The organism is Vibrio rotiferianus (assembly GCF_002214395.1).
GTDB classification, from domain to species: domain Bacteria; phylum Pseudomonadota; class Gammaproteobacteria; order Enterobacterales; family Vibrionaceae; genus Vibrio; species Vibrio rotiferianus.
This window is the reverse complement of the sequence record NZ_CP018312.1, coordinates 1,332,680-1,352,039: the sequence shown is the minus strand read 5'-3', so window position 1 is coordinate 1,352,039 and position 19,360 is coordinate 1,332,680. Positions and strand designations below refer to the sequence as shown.

Annotated in this window: 14 protein-coding genes; 8 read left to right on the top strand and 6 right to left on the bottom strand. The window is 42.7% G+C overall.

The annotated features are described in order from the left end of the window. Positions 1-126: 126 nt before the first annotated feature. Positions 127-813 (bottom strand): response regulator, encoded by a 687-nt coding sequence (locus BSZ04_RS15615; protein ID WP_088880782.1) that lies wholly within the window; start codon positions 811-813, stop codon positions 127-129. Next, the gene (locus BSZ04_RS15610) at positions 810-2,429 is read right to left on the bottom strand and encodes an ATP-binding protein (RefSeq protein ID WP_088880781.1); all 1,620 of its coding nucleotides are present in this window, start codon (positions 2,427-2,429) and stop codon (positions 810-812) included. Before BSZ04_RS15610 ends, BSZ04_RS15615 begins: the two co-directional genes overlap by 4 nt. Positions 2,430-2,659: 230 nt before the next feature. Between BSZ04_RS15610 and BSZ04_RS25070 the strand changes: the two genes are divergently transcribed. From BSZ04_RS25070 to BSZ04_RS15580, 6 genes are all read left to right on the top strand, one after another. Continuing rightward, on the top strand, positions 2,660-2,821 hold the full coding sequence (locus BSZ04_RS25070) for a hypothetical protein (RefSeq protein WP_010448345.1): 162 nt from the start codon (positions 2,660-2,662) through the stop codon (positions 2,819-2,821). A gap of 445 nt (positions 2,822-3,266) precedes the next feature. Continuing rightward, complete coding sequence (locus BSZ04_RS15600; RefSeq protein ID WP_010448347.1) at positions 3,267-3,494, top strand: hypothetical protein; 228 nt, start codon at positions 3,267-3,269, stop codon at positions 3,492-3,494. 150 nt (positions 3,495-3,644) lie between these two features. Continuing rightward, positions 3,645-5,054 carry a TolC family protein gene (locus BSZ04_RS15595; RefSeq protein WP_088880780.1) on the top strand — a complete coding sequence of 470 codons (1,410 nt, stop codon included), beginning with the start codon at positions 3,645-3,647 and terminating at the stop codon, positions 5,052-5,054. Between the two features lie 3 nt (positions 5,055-5,057). Next, a complete protein-coding gene (locus BSZ04_RS15590) occupies positions 5,058-6,038 on the top strand; it encodes an HlyD family secretion protein (RefSeq protein WP_005433845.1) in 981 nt (326 codons plus the stop codon). A gap of 18 nt (positions 6,039-6,056) precedes the next feature. Then, the gene (locus tag BSZ04_RS15585) at positions 6,057-7,244 is read left to right on the top strand and encodes an ABC transporter permease (protein ID WP_088880779.1); all 1,188 of its coding nucleotides are present in this window, start codon (positions 6,057-6,059) and stop codon (positions 7,242-7,244) included. Then, positions 7,241-8,392: an ABC transporter permease gene (locus tag BSZ04_RS15580; protein ID WP_088880778.1), complete on the top strand. Its 1,152-nt coding sequence runs from the start codon at positions 7,241-7,243 to the stop codon at positions 8,390-8,392. The genes BSZ04_RS15585 and BSZ04_RS15580 overlap by 4 nt, the downstream gene beginning before the upstream one ends. 237 nt (positions 8,393-8,629) lie before the next feature. Here the strand turns inward: BSZ04_RS15580 and BSZ04_RS15575 are convergent, their stop codons facing one another. Next, entirely contained in the window at positions 8,630-9,799 is a 1,170-nt protein-coding gene (locus BSZ04_RS15575; RefSeq protein WP_088880777.1) for a PDDEXK-like family protein, read from the bottom strand. Positions 9,800-10,083: 284 nt separating this feature from the next. Continuing rightward, entirely contained in the window at positions 10,084-10,836 is a 753-nt protein-coding gene (locus tag BSZ04_RS15570; protein WP_088880776.1) for a hypothetical protein, read from the bottom strand. A 1,137-nt stretch (positions 10,837-11,973) separates the two neighbouring features. Here BSZ04_RS15570 and BSZ04_RS15555 point away from each other — a divergent pair. Then, entirely contained in the window at positions 11,974-14,739 is a 2,766-nt protein-coding gene (locus tag BSZ04_RS15555; protein ID WP_088880773.1) for an AAA family ATPase, read from the top strand. 227 nt (positions 14,740-14,966) lie between these two features. On the opposite strand, the gene BSZ04_RS15550 is transcribed toward BSZ04_RS15555, so the two are convergent. Continuing rightward, positions 14,967-15,896, bottom strand: coding sequence for a DMT family transporter (locus BSZ04_RS15550; protein WP_088880772.1), 930 nt, complete (start codon positions 15,894-15,896; stop codon positions 14,967-14,969). A 90-nt stretch (positions 15,897-15,986) separates the two neighbouring features. On the opposite strand from BSZ04_RS15550, the gene BSZ04_RS15545 reads away from it, so the two are divergent. Continuing rightward, positions 15,987-16,883: a LysR family transcriptional regulator gene (locus tag BSZ04_RS15545; protein WP_231896324.1), complete on the top strand. Its 897-nt coding sequence runs from the start codon at positions 15,987-15,989 to the stop codon at positions 16,881-16,883. 248 nt (positions 16,884-17,131) lie between these two features. Here the strand turns inward: BSZ04_RS15545 and ltrA are convergent, their stop codons facing one another. After that, the gene (gene ltrA / locus BSZ04_RS15540; protein ID WP_088880771.1) at positions 17,132-18,604 is read right to left on the bottom strand and encodes a group II intron reverse transcriptase/maturase; all 1,473 of its coding nucleotides are present in this window, start codon (positions 18,602-18,604) and stop codon (positions 17,132-17,134) included. Between the last annotated feature and the right edge of the window lie 756 nt (positions 18,605-19,360).

Here is a 19,360-nt window from a genome sequence, read left to right as displayed (position 1 = left end):
GAACATAAAAAACAAACCGTATATTTCACAAATCAAAAGCGGTGGCTACCAATAGGCCACCGCTTTTCATTTCTCTTAGCTTTTACTACAGAGCGCTTCTGAACAGTATTTAAAGTTCGAATTGAGTTACCTTGTCACTTTTCTGTAACAACGCTCAGGTCGCCCTACCGTGCCATAGTTTAAGTCTGCCTCTAATTCACCAGAACTGATCAAGTATTCCAAATAACGTCTGGCCGTTGTTCGGCTGGCACCAATTTGCTCTCCAGCTTCATCCGCCGTATACATCTCTTCACCGACGAACAATCCTCGAATTTTATCCAGAGTCACCCCATCAATCCCTTTGGGTAATCTTTGCGACGACGTGTCTGATGCCACATTTGATTGCAGCATCTTATCAACTAAATTCTGGTCCAAGCTTTCTGCGACATTGAGTTGTTGGCGTTGCGAAATGTACTTTTGCAATGCGGCCTCCAACCTCGGAAACATCACCGGCTTAAGCAGATAATCAACTACCCCGCCTCGCATCGCTTGTTGCAGTGTATCTACGTCTCTTGCCGCGGTAATTAAAATCACATCACAAGTTTGATTGTTCGCACGAAGCGTATTGAGGATCTCTAATCCTGTTCCATCGGGTAAATACACATCCATGAGCAGCAAATCAGGCTTGAGCACCTCAAGCTGTAATTCTGCTTCCACCCGTGTCGTTGCAATGCCCACCACTTCCAAGCCGGAGAGTTGGCTCAGATATTTATGATGTAGCTCTGCAATGGCAATATCATCCTCGATGATCATGACTCGCGTTGCCGTATTCATACTTGTTCTTCCTTAGGCAAATACACGGTAATTCTCGTTCCATGTTCTGTATTTGGCAGCATCTCAACATAACCGTGATAACGCGTCGCCAGTTGATTAACAAGATGCAATCCCACACCTCGATTCTGGCGCGACTTGGTTGAAATACCCTTTTTCAAGAGCTCTTGTGGCTCAATGTTTTCCGGCAGTCCACACCCTTGGTCGACAACCTCTAAAATCACTTCGTTGCCATAATCACTGATCGACACATCAATGCTACGGCGCTCTAATGCGAACGCAGATTCAACACGAACGGCAGACAGCGTCGCATCGAAAGCGTTGTCGATTAGGTTGCCAAGTACCGTGACCAAATCTTCTGCATTTAACCACTCAGGTAATGGCTCCAATCGACTGCCTTCTTCTACCACTAACTGTAATCCCAGTTCACGTGCACGCTCGGTTTTACCCAGTAGCATGCCAGCAATAAGCGGGTCTTTGATGGTATCGCGTAAAAATTCTATCATCGCTTGATAGTGTGCGGTCTCTTGCCCAATCAATTGTTGAACCGCTTCGAGTTCCCCCATCTGAACCAATCCGCTGATCGTATTAAGCTTATTTCTGTGCTCGTGAGTCTGAGAGCGAAGCAAATCGGCGTACTCTTTAGTTTGCGAAAGTTGCTCAGTGAGTTCATTGATTTCATCACGCAGACGGAAACTGGAAACCGCACCGACGATTTTTCCCTCGACGTAGATTGGCGAACGGTTGGCAATTAAACGCTTGTGATTAAGGAAGATCTCGATATCGTGATCTTCTTGTCCTGTTTCTAACACCGTATACAAATCGCTATCTCGGAGCGTATCTGTCAATGGCCTATTAAGAGCTGCTTCCCTTTCAATGCCTAAAATCTGGCATGCACTGCGGTTGATGGAACGCAATACACCTTGGGCATCAATACTTAATACTCCCTCTTTAATGGTGCTCATGGTGACGTCGAGTTCACCGTACAAACGTCCAATTTCCTCAGGTTCAAAGCCCAAAATGGCACGCTGAAATTTTCGGGATGCATAGTTGGAAACAATCGCGTTGGCAGCAACAACGATTAATGCCATTAAGATAAGGAATGCAAAGAAAGGCTCGATGCGGTCTTGCAAGCGTTCCAGCAAATAACCGACCGAAACCACACCGATGATGTTGCCTTGTTGATCGAAAATTGCTGCTTTGCCACGAACGGAATAACCCAACGATCCTTGAGCTGTCGAGATGTATGACTTACCTTCCACCAGCGCTCGTTGGTTGTCACCGCCTTTCATCGGCTTACCAATACGCTCGTCGACAGGGTGAATCAAACGCACACCATTTTTGTCACCAATCACAATAAACGCGGCACCTAGCGCATCGGTCATTTCACGAAATCGCTGTTGGTATGGCTCAGAGTTTTGAGATTCGATCATCTCGATGACGATATGGGATGTCGAGAGGAAACGCGCAACACCTAGTGCTTTCTCCCCCATCTCTTGTTCTTGATCGAATTTAAGGTAAGTAAAGCCCGCAGCCACAAGGATAAGTAACTCAATCAACCCTGAAAGGGTCATTATAATGAGCATACGCTTGCGAAAGCTGATCGTACTCCAACTCATGAACTTTCCCTTATCCCTGTAAAACATCCACGTCTTTGTGGTGACACCCTCTAAATTAACACTGAGTTAACAGACTGGCTTTCATCAAATGACAATTCTGTGAACAGACGGAATGATCTCGGCAAATTGCGTTCAATTTATCGCCGGGTTAAAGAGAAATGGGTTATCGCTCAACATTACACATGAATAGAGGTAAACTTTCGCCACAGTTCAACTTGAAATGAAATCCAATGAGAAAGTTCTACGTAACCGAAGGCAATATAAACGCCAAGAAGCAAAAACTCGCTTACCCTAAGCTTGCACTTTGCGACCAATGCGTAAAGGAGTATGTAGTGATTAGCGAAGGCGAACGTACTTACGAAGAATGCGCTAAATGCGGAGCCGACGACTAACCGTCTTTGTTAATATTAAGCGACTCGAGGCAAGCGCCAGATCTTGCCTCTATCTCTATAAATCACTCGCCCCGACGGGCTAGTTTATAGACGCCATGAAATATCAAAAAACAATCATATTACCAACGAAATAATGTTGTAATTTATTCAGCATCATACAAATTTTGCCATCTAAATCTTGAACATGATCACAACAGATTTAGCTGTTTTTGAGGCGTTTTTATGTTTTCCGTCGTATACTTTTTAGTCAGAAGCCATTTAGAGCTTCATTATGATAAAGCAGCCTACTGGAAGTCTATTTAACGCTCAGCACTTGCGTCAGAAAATTTGAAGACACATTGATAATAAAATACAAATACTGACCGTAGGACAAACACTTAGACACCATCTGCAACTGCAATAACTATAAATGGAGATGCTTTATAGTTAAAAGGAAACTCAAAACATGGAACGCGATACATTTGGAATTTGCCTGAATAAGGCTATGCTGTCAGAGAATATGTATTCAACGTTTACTCACGTCAGAGCTTATGAAAAGAGCGACGCCAGCACATCAGATTTAAAAGTATTACTGTCATTCCCACAGATGACTGGTAAAGACTTACTGAATACTATGCGAGGCTCTCGTCAGCTTGAATGGAGAGCAGAATATCATTGCCCTTCAATGAAGTGATTTAGCACCAGTCACACAACTATGCTGCGTCTAGCTTAGGACTTCTTAACTGGACGCAACATTTATCCAACATTTCTTTTCTTCAATCACTTAACACTGTCTCATGAATACTTTATATTAGAGCTTATACTCTAAAGCAAAGTAGCCACTATGAAACAAACCGGAAAGTTCTGGATTTTGGGCCTTCTCAGCAGCTCGATTTCTCTTGCCTGTCACTCTGCTCCCATCACATTCGATGATGCATGGAATTTGTTGTTAGAAAACAACTATTCCCTTAAAGCACAACGCGCTAACGTAGAAAGCTATGAATACCAGCAAAGCGCGACAGACAACCTCAACTTGCCACAAGTCAGCATCGGCGCGAATTACACGCGTTTAGATACAGACGTGACCCTATCTGGTCAGCAAATTCTCGATAGCACTGGGCAACACATCAGCGTTCCACCCGTTTTCCAACCTATTTTTAGTGCTCTCGCAAACACCACATCGACGATCACAGAGCGTGACATCTTCTCTTCTTCTATTCGCGCTATTTGGCCTATCTTTACTGGCGGCCGCATCAATGCGGCTCAAACCGCCGCAGAAGGTAAAACGGACGAGGCGAAAAGCCAGCTCGCGATGGAGCAACAAGCCCGCTTTGAAGATCTCTCTAAATACTACTTTTCTGTTGTTCTAGCCAAAGAAGTATTGGCAACACGCCAAGCGGTAGAAAAAGGCTTAACCAAGCACCGTGATTTTGCGATTAAAATGGAAGAACAAGGCCAAATCGCTCGTGTTGAACGCCTTCAAGCTGAAGCGTCATTAGACAAGGCTAAAGTTGAAACGCGCAAAGCCACCAGTGACCTGAGTATCGCTCAAGCGGCTCTGGGCAAGATCTTAGCGCAGAACGACTCGGTAGAGCCTTCAGAAACCCTGTTTATTAACAACAATCTACCGCCGTTGAGCGCGTTTGTTGATCAAACCCTGCTGACCTACCCGGGCTTAGATTTGTTGGATGCCAAGCACAAACAAGCATCGAGCTTAATCAAAGCTGAGAAAGGCAAATACTATCCGGAAGTTTATCTATACGGTGATTACAGCCTGTATGAAGACGACTCCCTTGCTAGCCAAATGAAACCAGATTGGTTAGTTGGCGTCGGTGTTAACATTCCGCTAATTGAATCCACAGGCCGCAGCGAGAAAGTGAAAGCGGCACAAAGCATGGTCACGCAAGTGAATGCGCTGAAATCACAAGCGAAGCAGGACTTGTCGCTTCTGGTACAAAAGACCTACCTAGAGGCACAGCAAGCCATTGATGAAGTGCAAGGTCTAGAATCCAGTATTGCCCTTGCAGATGAGAACCTACGCCTGCGCGAAAAAGCATTCACTCAAGGCTTATCGTCATCTTTGGATGTCGTTGACGCGCAACTGTATATCGCCAGCGTAGAAACACAGCAATCAGCGGCACGTTTCCGTTATCTGATTTCTTTAACCAAACTATTAGCACTGAGCAGCGAAATGAACAGCTTCGCTCAATACCAACACACTGCTTACGTTCCAGCATCCAAAGAGGCAAAATAAGTCATGGCAGCAAAATCTCTAAAACCCGCTCTACTATCACTTTGCGCTTTGGGTGTCGCTTCTTGGGTTGGTTACCAGTTCTACCAAGCGTATCAACCAGAACCAGCTCGTTTACAAGGTTTGATTGAAGCGCAGCAATACAGCATCTCTTCTAAAGTTCCTGGTCGTATTGATGAGGTCATGGTGCGCAAAGGCGATGATGTAGAAAAAGGTCAATTGATCTTCACTCTTCACAGCCCAGAAATCGAAGCAAAACTAGAACAAGCGAAGGCGGGTGAAAAAGCCGCTGGCGCCTTGGCACTAGAAGCAGAAAAAGGCGCGCGTGAGCAACAAATCCAAGCCGCAAAAGACCAATGGTTGAAAGCGAAAGCGGCGGCTGACTTGATGGAAAAGACCTACCAACGTGTAAACAACCTTTATAAAGATGGTGTGGTCGCGGAGCAAAAACGCGATGAAGCAATGACGCAATGGCAAGCTTCAAAATACACCGAAAGCGCAGCATTCCAAATGTACAACATGGCAAAAGAAGGCGCACGTAGCGAAACTAAAGTTGCAGCAGCAGAGAAAGCTCGCATGGCGGCTGGCGCAGTAGCGGAAGTAGAGGCGTACGCAAAAGACACACAAATCTACAGCTGGTTTGATGGTGAAGTATCTCAAGTCCTATTACAAAGCGGTGAGCTTGCACCTCAAGGCTTCCCTGTTGTTACCGTTATCGATACACAAGACTCATGGGCAACACTCAACGTACGCGAAGACTTGCTCAAGCACTTCACCAAAGGCACGACATTCAAAGCTTACCTACCAGCGCTGGATAAAGATCTTGAGTTTAAAGTGACTCACGTTGCGGTAATGGGTGACTTTGCAACGTGGCGAGCAACAGACGCATCGAAAGGGTTTGATCTTCGCACTTTCGAGGTCGAAGCTCGCCCTACCCAACCAGAGCCTGAGCTTCGAATGGGCATGAGCGTTGTGGTCGAGCTGTAATCGCGTTGGTTTAAAACTATGACGATTCAAATCTCACAACGACAAATCCTGCGGCGCGATAAGTGGTTGTTATCTTGCCTGACATGGGTGCCGATTTTATTGGCCGTCACTATTTGGGGCGTGTTCTCTGCAGGTATTGCCAGAGATCTCCCGATTGGGGTGGTTGATTTGCAGCACTCGCAATTGTCACGCAAGATGATTCAGTCTCTTGATGCTTCTTCCACTCTTTCTGTTGATTACCACTACACCAGTTCAACAGAAGCGAAGAACGCAATGATCGAGGGTGATATCTACGCTTATGCTGTGATTCCCCCTCAATTTGACCAAGACATTCTTTTGCATCGACAACCGCAGCTATCGGTCTTCTTCAACAGCCAATACATTTTGGTTGCGAAGCTGATTAACTCTGCGGTTGCGCAATCTCAAGGGTATTTTGATGCTCAGCTTGAAGCCATGGGTAACCTAGCAAAAGGCAATACCACAACGTTGGCCGCCATTGGGCAGGCCGTACCGATTTCCACCCAGATTACAGCTCTGTTTAACCGTAACACCAACTACGCTCAGTTCTTGGTAACAGCGATTGTTCCGGCGATCTGGCAGATCTGTGTCGTGGTCAGCACCATTTTGATCCTTGCGGCGCATTTTCGCCTTTATGGTAACGGCAACAACAGCTTTGCCTTCTTAGGCGAGCGCCCTTTCACTCGACTAAGCAAAATTCTAAGCCAGTACATTCCTGTCTTTATGGCGCAAGGCGCGCTGTTCTTAGTCTGGTTCTACATGGTGCTGGACTGGCCGATGGAAGGCAGTTATGTGGTGATGCTGTTAGCGCAGTTCGTAACGACCATCGCGTGCATCATCATGGGAGCGTTGTTCTTCTTCCTATCGATGGATCCAGCACGTGCAATGAGCTTTGCTGGCGCATTTACCGCGCCAAGCTTCGCGTTTATGGGTATTACCTTCCCCGTTTCCGATATGAACGCGTTAGCGCAAGCATGGCGAGGCTTATTACCAATTACGCATTACATCGAAGTTCAAGTGGACCAAGCAAGCTACGGCGCAAGTGCGGCGCAATCTATTGGCTCACTCTGGCCAATGGTTGGATACATTATCCCGCTCTTGATGACGGCAGCACTGATGGCAAAACATCGCAACACAGCTTTGCTAAACAGCGCGTCTTCAACAGATAGCAAACAGGAGGTTGTATGACACTGTGGCAACTGATTAAAACAGAACTTCGCTCAGTGATGACCAACCCTGTCGTGGTACTGACGGTCTTTGGTGGCGTGGTATTTTACTCCTTCTTATACCCACTTCCATACGCACAACAAACACCGAGGGAACAACCAATAGCGATTGTGAATCTCGATGGAAGCCAAACCAGTTTAACCTTAGAACGCATGGTCGATGCGACGCCTCAGGTTAAAGTCGTGACACGATTACACACGATTGCCGATGCAAAACAAGCATTCTTAAATCGTGAAATTACTGGCTTTTTGGTGATTCCAGAACACTTCTACAAAGACTTGATGCTTGGCAGCAGCCCAACTCTAGCTTATGCCGCTGATGCCTCTTACTTCTTGGTGTACGGCACAGTCGTCGAAGGTTTAGCACAAGCTGGTGGTACGCTTGGCGCTCAAGTTAAAGTAAGCAAGATGGTGATTGATGGTGTGCCACTGAGCATGGCGAGCCACGACTACTCGGCAATCAAACTCAACATGAAGCCAACCTTCAACCCAACCATGGGCTACATCGAATACGTGGTGCCAGCGGTGTTTGTATTGATCCTTCAACAAACATTGATCATGGCAGTCGGCTTGCAGACAGGTACACAACGTCATGGTCGGGGGTATTGGTCACAAGTGCCAACGGGCGCTCTACTACTAGCCAGAACCTTGGTCTTCGTTGCTATCTACTACCTACTTAGCGCCTACTACTTTGGCTTCAGTTTTGAACGCTTGAACGTCAATCATGTTGCCAATGCCGGTGAATTGCTGACCTTGCTGTTACCGTTCTTGCTTGGCTGTTGTGGTTTAGGTTTGTGGCTCGGGTACTTGCTACCAAGACGCGAGCTGGTGACATTAGTCGTACTGGTTAGCTCAATGCCATTAATTTTCTTAGCAGGCTTTATCTGGCCAGTTGAGTCGATCCCTGCCCCGCTGCTTTGGTTTGCCGATTTGAGCCCGAGCACGTGGGCAATCAAAGGCTTTTTAGCTCTCAACCAAATGGGCGCAACGTGGCAACAAGTAGCTAAACACTGGACTGCTCTTTGGATACTGACGGTAGTTTGGGGCGGCATTGCTTACTGGATTGCTAAACGCAATACCAAACCAGTAGTAACAGAAAGCCTAGGTTAACAGCTGTTTATCCAATAAAGAAAGGGGCTCACGTAGCCCCTTTTTGTTTGTGTAGAGATTATATTGACTTAGTTGGGCTGAAGAGTCACTGGCTTGTTTTTGGACATAAATGAGTCAGTGTGTTTGCTAACTCATTATTTTTACGGATTATCTTAGGCATTGTATCGACCAGAACAAGAGCTGTTAGGCCATATCACTACCTCTAATCGGTGGCGAAACCCCTATACCTCTACACTTCTATCCTAAAGCAGTCATAATCTCTTTAAGCATATTAACTATAGAATCTGCATAGCTTTGTCGGTTTGCTTCAACCTTTAAGTAGTTAAGGTTTTCTGGCGTTAGGTTCTTAAAGTTGATTTGGGGTTCGACATATATACCTATTGGCATCAAGTTCCACCGATATGAGCTTGTGAAGTTTTCTGTTTTTTTAGCGATTTCTTTATATTCAGGCGAGTTAGAGCCATTTTCACAGTAAATACCAAAGTAAATGTGGTGGTCTTGCTCTACTAGAATATAAGTATTCTCGTAGCCATCCAGTTTTACATTAACGTTGTAGTATTTAGAGTTGCGCCTGTTCTCTACATAATTTCTAATCAAATCTTTTGGTGATTCCTGTTCTGTAATCGAGTCGTAGTTTAGTCCACCAAATTCTTGTCTTATACCTTCTGCAATCTTGTTCCACGTATCGAACTGTAGATCAACCAGTACTTCGTTATATGCGGTTAAAAGGTCTGGGAATCTCGCCAAGTTGCTGTCTGTGAGTAATAACGTTTTAAGTTCTTCCATATGATCTTGGTTCTCAATTTTGTTGGTGATCTTGCTGATGATATCTAGGTACTGGATACAAGCTTCGCGTAAAGGGGCATCTCTGGCAGCAGTCTCGGTACACTTAGAAATCCATTCATAAATATCATGTTCATAACTAGCAAGACTTAAAGCGTTCTCTTTTACTTTGTCAGGTAGTTCATCTGTGCTTTGCTCACTAGGTTCATATCCTGTTCGAGTTAAATAGATGAGTTTGATATTTTCATACCCCTCATCTTTCATTTTTCGGTAATAGTTCGAGAGTTGCTTTTCTTGATCGGAAGCGTAGATCTTGTTTTCAATTACGATTGCTGTCTTACCACTGCGAATGAGGATATCGATATTTTTGTATTCATTGTCTACTGTTACCTCCTGTGTGAGATCGAGTTGAAAGTTGTCTTTGAAGTGTTTTAAGAATAGTTTGAGGAACGCGTTGTGGTAGTTATGGCTACCTTTGGGGTTAAGAAGATCACTTAGGAACCTTGAGTGTAGCCTCACTTCATCTGATTCAGACCGTAGTACACTGAATAGGTTGTATTCCGGTTTTCTTGTGTAATTTTCATGTAGAAGCTGGACATATTTAAAAAACTGGTTGTTTATCATATTTATGGCTCTATTAATAAATATGGGGCAAGAATACTTTTGTTGTCATACTGGTATTAGCAAAAGTAGGACAAATGGAAACTTAACTTAGTTTGGGCAACCTAGACTGTAAGTTTGCGAGATTAACCACTTACATTTTTAACTTCTTATTCATTTCAAACTCCTATTGATCATGATCTAGATAGTTGCCTAGCGTCCTGTTAAGGTTTGAGCAATGTAATTCCGGAACCACCTAAGACACTAAACTGAACGCATAGTGAAATGCCACGCGTTGCGAATCTGTTTTAAACACTTTGCTTTAGGTATGGTATAGCACCAACTTTCCCAAGCCCTTCTTTGATTAACTCTTTGTTTAGTTTGTTATAATGAAAGCTAGGATGTGGAGACCCAATCACAAACACCTCCTCTCCGTGTATATCTAATGAACAAAACTTATAGCTAGTCGATTTGATAGGGACAATAACTATTTCCTTCAACTTCGGATAATAATCTCGCAAATACTTCCACGCAGAATGCCCCTGGTCAGCATTACCATAGGCGAAGATTACTTTAGGGCTAGAATTTTTCACTACGAAGTCATTAAAGAATCCCATTGATGCATTAAGCAAATCTTTAAAATTAATGAACATATTTGTTTCACTTCTCAGTATCTCAAACTGATTTTTGATATCACTAACTCCATTGGATGCTAATAAAAGCCCATTAGTAAGAATCATATTTGACACGGAAAACTTCGAATTTCCAAAGCATTCATTAAGGACATCGGGGAGCTTGATTAGCTCTTTTCGCAAAGGCGACGCTCCCCAGTCACCAGATAAAAGGTGACTGTATTTCGGATTTCTAGCTCTCTCTTTCACCCATTCTAAATTGGATTTTGTCGCATCTGTCATGTTGCCATTAGTGCCTAACACGATGAGGTTGATATCTTCTTTTTTGTTATCAAAAACACCAAAAGCGTTATCAAAGGGACTGCCTAATATATGTGAAAGTCCGTACTTTTCTAGTAATTTTTCTATATTTTCCAGTTTATTCATCATTATAATTACTCGCTAAAGCGATGATGCGTATAACGCCCTGTTAAGGTGAGCAACGCAATACCTATATTGCCGAATACTGCTTTAAATACTAAACACAATTCATAGTAAAAATGCCACGCGTTGCTAATCACTCTTAAACAGTTCATTAGCCATTTATTAATATGAAATACAGTTAGTTTCGGAGCCATAGCTTTGACAGGTAGTTCTAGTTTGCGAACCATAGACATCTGCCGATTTCTGATATCCATCACTTATAGACTTAGAAGCACTATTAATTGATTCTACTAACTCATCTCTGTGCCTCTGCTTTCGTATCTCACTTTTCAGTAGAGCCACTCTACCCATCTCAGTAACTTTTCTGCACAAACTGTTCGGAACATCCCATGAATGATTTGTATTTTTTCTTCGAAACTGTTCATTCTTAATAAGCTTCCAGTAGTCAAAATCAGCTTGCTTTCCCAGGTTATAACATATATCTAAGCTATCCATATTGGAGACAGCGACCTCTCTAACTTGTACTATTTGCTCCGTTGTCTTACAGCCCAAAAGTACACATAGAGATACCAAATAAATTTTCTTCCTATAATTAATCATAATTACGTCATAACACATTAAAACTATGGATATTACATATCATTATTCAAAAAAATAATGTGAGATAAATCGATTCACTTTTACTTCTCAACGAAAAGTAAGGTTGATGAAATGAAATAACCAAGGCTTATCAGATGACAGATTGTCCTCTTTCACCCTTCAATAATGAAGTCTTTTTATGTTAGCTCAATCGGATAAGCTTGAATAAAAACTCCAATTAACAAGGTATGAATGAGTAAAGGATCTAACCATAAATGTGGCATTTTTGTGTTAAATGCCAAACCAGCACTCATCTGGACAAAAGCTTGTCAGTGACTTTCCTAAATTAGACATTTATGGATAACTACAGATATGGAAAGCTGTTAACTTCTCCGATGCGGTCATATAAAGGAGAAAGAAGCCGAACTCATTAAGTTCGCTTTTTCAAAACACTCTAACAACTACATAGATCAATCTAACGGTTTAAGAATTAAACTTTGGGTAACATGCAGTTACTATCAATGATAGCATTCCTTTACAACCAGTTGCACAGGTGTACCTTTCATGAGTTATCATTTAAATAATTTTCTAAAAAGTCAGATTCTAGATGATGATGTCTCTTATCTATATCTATTGTCCCTCATTAAAAATCAAAAAGACAAGAAACTGACAAAAGTAATTTTTTCGGAGCTTGGTGACATAGATAAGATAAAGAGAAGAATGAAAAAGAATGTAGAAAGGTACAGGCGAATTGTAGACCAAAATATGGCTTTAGCACGTGACGGCTCCAATTTAGTCCTGACACCTTTGAAATCATTACAAGTCAAAAACTTTAGAGGGTTTTCTTCGCTCAACGACAATGACGAAGGGACGCTAATCCCATTTAGCAAGGGGGTTAATGTCTTTTTTGCACCAAACGGTGGAGGCAAAACATCATTATGTGAAGCTATAGAATATAGCCTTACTAATAACGTAAAAGAAGCGAGTCGAAGAAATACGCCGTTAAAAAGCTACATAAAGAATGGTGGGTCACCAAGTATTAGCTGTAAATTGGTTAATGGAACCATCCCTCAATCCCCCTTTTGGAATAGCTGCTTTATTGATAGGAACAGACTACAAGAATTCTCACTATTGGGTTCAAAGGATACGAACGTCAGACAGGCGGATGTTCTGGCTACATTGTTTGAGCTTGAAGAAATTGACAACATTGTAAATGGAATGGTTAAGCCTGCGTCATTCAAAGCTGCTGAGTTTGTTAGAACGGCTGGTCAAGACAGTTATGAAGCGGTGACCCAGCAACTCGCTGATAAAAGGCGCTTGAGAAAAATAAAAAACGACGAAATCCAAGAAGAACAGCAGCTCTTAGCAGAAATATTTGGGTTAGAAAGGTATGAACATACTCATGTACTGACAAGGAAAAATTACTTCGATAGGTTGAAAGAATACCTAATGCTAAGTACTCAGAAATTTGAAGCTCCTAGTGAAGAAATTAAGCTAAACTCCTTACATAAATATGTCGATTCAATTACTTGGTTAATTGATTTGTTAGCAAGCAGAAGAAAAGTCTTAGCAACTAATGCGACTAAAGTTAACTACAAAGATTTGTATAAGGCTATTAAAAACTTCGGTGACATCTCCGAAATTGCAAACTGCCCAACTTGTGAAACACCTATTAAAGATGTTCGAAAGCATCCGAAAAAAGTAGTTGAAGATGAGTTACCGAAGCTGGAGTTCTTAGAGCAAGTATCTATAACCTGCGAAAAGATAGAGCATCAATTAAAAAAACGAATAGCAGTTTCCTTTGCTTATATAAAAGCGAGCCTAGAGCTACACCGAGATGCTCTAACAAAAGACTTGGTTTCAGCTATCGACAGTATTTTATCATCAGACACATCTAATTCAGCAGAGTATTTAAAACATCTATCAGCATTAGGCGGGTTCTCAACTGAAATTGAGAAAGTGAATGATGATATTAGAGCAAGAAACAATAGAGTAGCAAACCAAGCAAAACGCCTCGAATCTCTTAACGCCAAAATCCACGATATCGAGAAAAAGCTCAAATCTGCTACAGTTTTTGAGACAAATATTGATGCAAAATCTAAGGTATTACAGGAAACACATAAAGAAATAGTTCGTCTTCTCAAACAAAGCAAAGCTCATGCTAGTCAAATAAGGCTAGACGAGGAGTTTAACGACTTTGCAAAACAGCTTGAAGATAGTTACAAGAAATTATTTTCAAAACTTAATGAGTACAAGCAAGAAATAGAATCGGTAAATATAAGTGGGATAGAACTATCAACACTGAGCTATTACAACCAAATCAATAAGCATGACAACCCGAACGAACTAGTGTCCGAAGTTAAATTTCAGCAAAAAGGTGGAACATATAGAATTGTTCTTAAGATGCAAGATGGTCGTGAAGACGACGCGTTTTGTGTATTAAGTGAAGGGCATCTCAGAGGATTAGGACTTGCCTTACTCCTATCTGTAGCAAAGAAAAACTGTCATCCAGTGATAGTTTTCGATGATGTAGTCAATGCAATTGATACCGAACATAGGTCAAACATTATTGATATGTTTAGTGATGATGATTATCTAAAAAATGTTCAAAGGATAATTACAACGCATGACAGAATGTTCTGGGAAAAGATTTCCAACAGACATAAAAGAGCAACTGATGCGGATACATTTTCAAGTCAAATATTGAAATCGACACCAAAGGGGATAGTTATACAAAACTTTGGTGTTAACTACTCTCAAAAAGTTAAAGAAGCACTTGAGGTATACGACATTCGTCAAGCACTGGTCTACTCACGAATTTGGTTTGAGACTATGGTCAATGAGTATTGTGTTAAAAATGAAGTTGAAATAACGACGACATTTTCTAGCAGGCAACTCAAAAAAGACAATTGGTTGGAAATCAGCTTAGAGGCAACTTATCGCGAGTTTGCAAAATCATTGAACGGTAATGTCGACACCTTTAACTATCTGAAAAACGACTTAATAAACTGGAGTGGTCAGAATCAAGAACACCACGCATTTGATGAGTATAACTATAATTTTTCTCATGCGACGACTAGCTCAGAAGTACAGACTATCTATGAGAAGTTATGGGTATTGGAGGCTCAGTTAAATCAAGAGCAAACAATCGAGAAGTTGAATAATGAAAAAGCAGAGCATGAGAGAGTCAGGGAACAAACTACCCGTCAATTAGAAAATCAAGGGTTTGTAAATAATGCTGATCAGAAGCTTGTTCAAAATTGCAGAGACCGCCTCGAGCGAGCTAATAAAGAATTAAGGTTGCTGAATAAGATCTTAGAACAAGTTTAGCGATAGACTAGTGCTTGGTCGAATATCCCCCGCGATACATCGCGGGGATTCAGCTAACAGTATTTGGGCAATGGATAACTTTTAGTAGGGCAAACACATACTGTCTCAGTTGTATAGTGTGGTAACTTTAAGCGATTTTGGGGCACTTTTACTTTACAAAGTGCCAAGAGAGAATTTAAAAAAGGCGGAAACAATCCACCTTTATCAATGATTAACTGTGTGCCTACTTAGGATTCATGACAAGTTTTAGGTTCGCGTTTAACTAGGGGAATACGTGGCAGCAGCAAACCTGCAATAACAACCATAATGCCAAATAGTTGTAACGCAGTAACTTCTTGACCAAGAATGTATGAAGTTAGCACGGAGAAAATCGGAACAAAATTGAAAAACAGAGCAGCATTCGCAGATCCAAGGTGACGCACACCATTTAGCCACAGCAGATAACCCGCAACTGTTCCAAATACTCCGATGTACACCACTTCCGACATCCCCAGGGTTGTACTATTCCATAGCTCAGCGAACGGATACACTTCAGGGGAAGCCCAACACATGACGCCAATTACAGCGGCTCCACTCAGCATACCAACAAAGGTATAAGGGATCACCGGCATCCAGCGGCTGATACCCTGACTAAAATAGGTGTATAAACTCCAGGCTAACATGCCACAGAAAATCAACTGGTCACCATGGTTGATATGCATGGATATTAAGGTTTCAAGATGACCATTAGTAATCACCATAAGTACACCAGTTAGACTCACTAGCAGACTCAAACATTGCACAAGAGACGGTAAAGTTCGCAGTGCTATACATGCTATCAGTGACGTCATCAAAGGACTAAGTGCCATGATCAATGAGCCATTAGTAGCATTGGTGGATGCCAAGCCAGTAAATAAACCGAGGTTAAGGCCACCTACGCCTACAGCACTAACCACAATAACCCATAACCATTGGCGAGAGTTCAAGTTTAGCTTGGGCATATGCGCGGTCTTGAGATATATAGCCAAGCAAGCGGCCGCAATTACGAAACGCCAAAAAACCAAAGTAAGTGCGTGTACTTCGTCTAACGCGTGTTTACCAATTGGAAAGCAACTGCCCCAAAAAAAGGTACAGATAATAAGAAGAACAATTGCTTTCATCGTTGAATCAAATTTCATCGTTACTCCAAATAACTTGTCAAAACATATTGCTTAGTGTATTGATTTCAATAATCGGATAAACAAGCAAAATTAAGACAGTAAATTCCAATGATGAAACCTAACTATTCCTTAGATGATCTGCGCTGTTTTTGTGCTGTAGCTCGTTCGGGCAGTTTCAAACTCGCAGCCCGCTCTTTGGGTATGCCACTTTCAACCTTGAGCCGCCGTATCCGCCAACTAGAAGCTGATTTACAGCTTCGTCTACTCAACCGAGATGCTCACCGGGTTGTCCTGACCAACATTGGCGAGCAGTATTTTCAACGTTCGGTCGATCTGTTTGATGAACTCAATGATATTGATGAAGATCTTCATCGGGATAAATATCAGCCTAAAGGGAAAATCTGCATTTCCGCTCCCATCAACGCAGGCTCACAATTTCTGCGTACTATTTTTTATGATTTTTTGCTGCAATATCCAGAAATTCAACTGGATATTAGCTTTTCCAACTCTCTAATTGATATTGAAGCAGAAGGCATAGATGTGGTATTTCGAGTCGGAAACCCGGTAGTTGACAACTGGATTGCGAGGCCGTTAAAGCACGTTCATTTCATTTTGTGCTCTCATCCTGACTACGATATTTCTGGCATAACCACACCAGACGAGTTATGCGGTCATCCAACAATCATTTGTCGCCCTATGATACCGTGGCAGTTGGTACATAAAGAGAGTGGTCAAGAGTTTGATTATCACCCCAATAAGGGGGTAAGACTGGAAGTGGATGAAATCCTGATGCTGACTCACGCCATCAAAAAAGGGTTAGGTATCGGATACGTACCAGATTACTTTGCATTACCAATGATTGCTCAGGGTGAAATGAATCATGTGCTACCTAACTGGAGCAGCAAAGTACGCACATTGTTTATGTTATATCGCGATCGTGACTACCTGCCAATGCGCGTACGTCTATTCATCGAATTTGTCATGATGCACTTTAATGAGAACTAACCTCAGCCAGACACTTAAAATAACATTAAGCATTACAAAAAATTATCCATATGAACATCTCAGAGCATGCTTAAATTTAAGTCACTAGCACGAAGCGGGGCATGAACGTGCCAGAACAGTTCGGCCTGGCACAATTATGTCGGATAGGCGACACCTGTTACCAGATGCCACCCTCCTAAGAACCGTACGTGCAACTTTCACTGCATACGGCTCAAGCCTCCACTAAGGCGTTATTGTTACCCAGCAACTCACAAAGCAGTGGCGACAGGATCAAACCATGAGTTGCGACCTGTATTTTTCACCTTACGTTCATTGAGAAAACCTTCCCAAAAAGGATCAAACGGATTCGCTTGACTCATGATTTTAACATGTCGCTTAATTGGCACCTTAGCGATGTCAAACAGCCTGATCACGCCATACTTTCCTGCCTTTTTGAACCAGCCATGGAAAGTCCATTGACCTTGCAAGTTCAGAAAATACTTATGTGCGATCCATTTACGTCCCTTGTTTGGGTGACGCCTAACTGACCATCGCCATAACGTTAGAAACATCTGATGACCAACATAGCCGAAGGTTTGTTTAGCAACACAATGGCGATAGTAATTCGCCCATCCTCGTAGCTTTGGATTCATCATCTTAATGAGATCGGCTACTGGGATTGTTGCGTGTTTTCTAATGAGGTCACGCATGTTTCGTAAGAATGATAATACGTTGGATTTGCTCGGTTTAATGAGCAGTTTCCCTTTGTACTTTCTGGCGTTGAAGCCAAGAAAGTCAAAACCATCATTGATATGAGTAACGTGCGTTTTCTCTTCGGAAAGCGTTAAACCTCTTTCTTGTAAGAAAGCCATCAGTTGCGGCTTGATGTCATTCACAAGAACTTCCTTTGAAGACCCAGTGATAACAAAGTCGTCAGCATAACCTATAAAGTTTACTCTGCTGCCTGTCTTGCGAGCGATAGACTTAGTTAGCTTTTCTAGTCCGACAAGAGTGAGCAACATCAGGGTAGGTGAAATTATCCCGCCTTGTGGTGTTCCCTCCGCCGTTTTGTAGAAGAGACCTTTGTCTATATAGCCACATTCCAGCCATTGCTTGAGCATCCTTTTGTCTGTCGGGATATTATCAAGTAGCCATTGGTGACCTATCTTGTCGAAACAAGCTTTGATATCCCCCTCAAGAACCCATTGTGCTGCTCCCTTTTTGCATAGACATTTGAAGCACTGTTGTATAGCATCGGCTGCGCTTCGATTGGGTCTAAACCCATAGCTGTTAGGGTCGGCAATTGTTTCCGATATTGGTTCTAGTGCTAGAAGGTGTAACGCTTGTTGCGCACGGTCTATCATGCACGGGATACCTAATGGTCTGAGCTTGCCGTTTTTCTTCGGGATATAGATCCTTCTGAGCGGTTTGGCTCGATAGCCTTTTCTGCTCGGTAAACTGACTGCCGCCATTCGACGTGCATCGGTGTTCCAGATGTCACCGTCAATTCCTGGCGTTTTACTGCCTTTGTTTTGTGATACTCGACGAACAGCAAGAAGCTTTGCTGCTTTCGAGTGAGTCAGTATCCACCGTAGTGCTTTCGCCTTACCGTGTTTACCTTCTCGGATTGCTTTTGCAATGCGCATCTGGAGCCTTAACACATGACGCTCAACCGCTTTCCAGTCGATGGATTGCCATTGGGCGCTGCCAGAAGGGGCACTCACTTCATGAGAAGAGATCATCTGCGTTCCTTCTTAAATAAAGTTTTCCAAATCATCTTGCAATGGGAGACCAGTTGGAAGTGGGCACACTTTCGTGTCAGACATCCGTCTATATCTGCATCATTACAATGCAGCCTTCGCTTTTTCCAACCTCCTTTACCAGCACCGCTATCGGCTCTCTTCACAGACAGCTTTCCCGAAGGGACGATACTGGCTTACCGTGTTCCGCATGTCGCGCAATATCAGGGTAGATGCCCACTATAGTGCGGGGAGCCTGTCGATCACGAAAGAGTATTGTCCAACCTCTTTCCTACTCCCGTTGCCGTTTGGCCACAGCGTATTAACCACTTCCGCTGCTTCATCATATAACGCACCTTACATGGATTCACTTTCGTTCATCATACTGATTCCCTAGCACTCACCCAATTCGTGGTTATCAGGAGGAGCATTCCCTCACGGTTCTGCTCCCGTTTGGCACAGTGCCAAACTTCGTTACATTGTCAGGCTCGCTGCTTTATTCAGAGCCTTAGGGTCGTCTGGTGATACAAACGGTTCACTCTTATCGCGGTGAACAGCGCTTCATGCGACTTCACGTCGCACGGACAAAAACAAGTTATACAGTTTACTAAATTAGCAAGTGTCGGATTAATTGAAGTAACTCAAATGACACTTTTATGCCAGATGTGTTCAATCGATCGCGATATGATGTATAGAACCCACACACATCTACCAATCTACAGATAACAGAGTGATTCAAAATACGAGGACAGAAAAATT

Bases quoted from the DNA above. Each gene is read 5' to 3' on its own strand.
- BSZ04_RS15590 (WP_005433845.1), top strand. From the start codon at position 5,058: ATGGCAGCAAAATCTCTAAAACCCGCTCTACTATCACTTTGCGCTTTG.
- BSZ04_RS15610 (WP_088880781.1), bottom strand. From the start codon at position 2,429: ATGAGTTGGAGTACGATCAGCTTTCGCAAGCGTATGCTCATTATAATG.
- BSZ04_RS15570 (WP_088880776.1), bottom strand. From the start codon at position 10,836: ATGATGAATAAACTGGAAAATATAGAAAAATTACTAGAAAAGTACGGA.
- BSZ04_RS25070 (WP_010448345.1), top strand. From the start codon at position 2,660: ATGAGAAAGTTCTACGTAACCGAAGGCAATATAAACGCCAAGAAGCAA.
- BSZ04_RS15580 (WP_088880778.1), top strand. From the start codon at position 7,241: ATGACACTGTGGCAACTGATTAAAACAGAACTTCGCTCAGTGATGACC.
- BSZ04_RS15550 (WP_088880772.1), bottom strand. From the start codon at position 15,896: ATGAAATTTGATTCAACGATGAAAGCAATTGTTCTTCTTATTATCTGT.
- BSZ04_RS15555 (WP_088880773.1), top strand. From the start codon at position 11,974: ATGAGTTATCATTTAAATAATTTTCTAAAAAGTCAGATTCTAGATGAT.
- BSZ04_RS15595 (WP_088880780.1), top strand. From the start codon at position 3,645: ATGAAACAAACCGGAAAGTTCTGGATTTTGGGCCTTCTCAGCAGCTCG.
- BSZ04_RS15545 (WP_231896324.1), top strand. From the start codon at position 15,987: ATGATGAAACCTAACTATTCCTTAGATGATCTGCGCTGTTTTTGTGCT.
- BSZ04_RS15600 (WP_010448347.1), top strand. From the start codon at position 3,267: ATGGAACGCGATACATTTGGAATTTGCCTGAATAAGGCTATGCTGTCA.
- BSZ04_RS15615 (WP_088880782.1), bottom strand. From the start codon at position 813: ATGAATACGGCAACGCGAGTCATGATCATCGAGGATGATATTGCCATT.
- ltrA (WP_088880771.1), bottom strand. From the start codon at position 18,604: ATGATCTCTTCTCATGAAGTGAGTGCCCCTTCTGGCAGCGCCCAATGG.
- BSZ04_RS15575 (WP_088880777.1), bottom strand. From the start codon at position 9,799: ATGATAAACAACCAGTTTTTTAAATATGTCCAGCTTCTACATGAAAAT.
- BSZ04_RS15585 (WP_088880779.1), top strand. From the start codon at position 6,057: ATGACGATTCAAATCTCACAACGACAAATCCTGCGGCGCGATAAGTGG.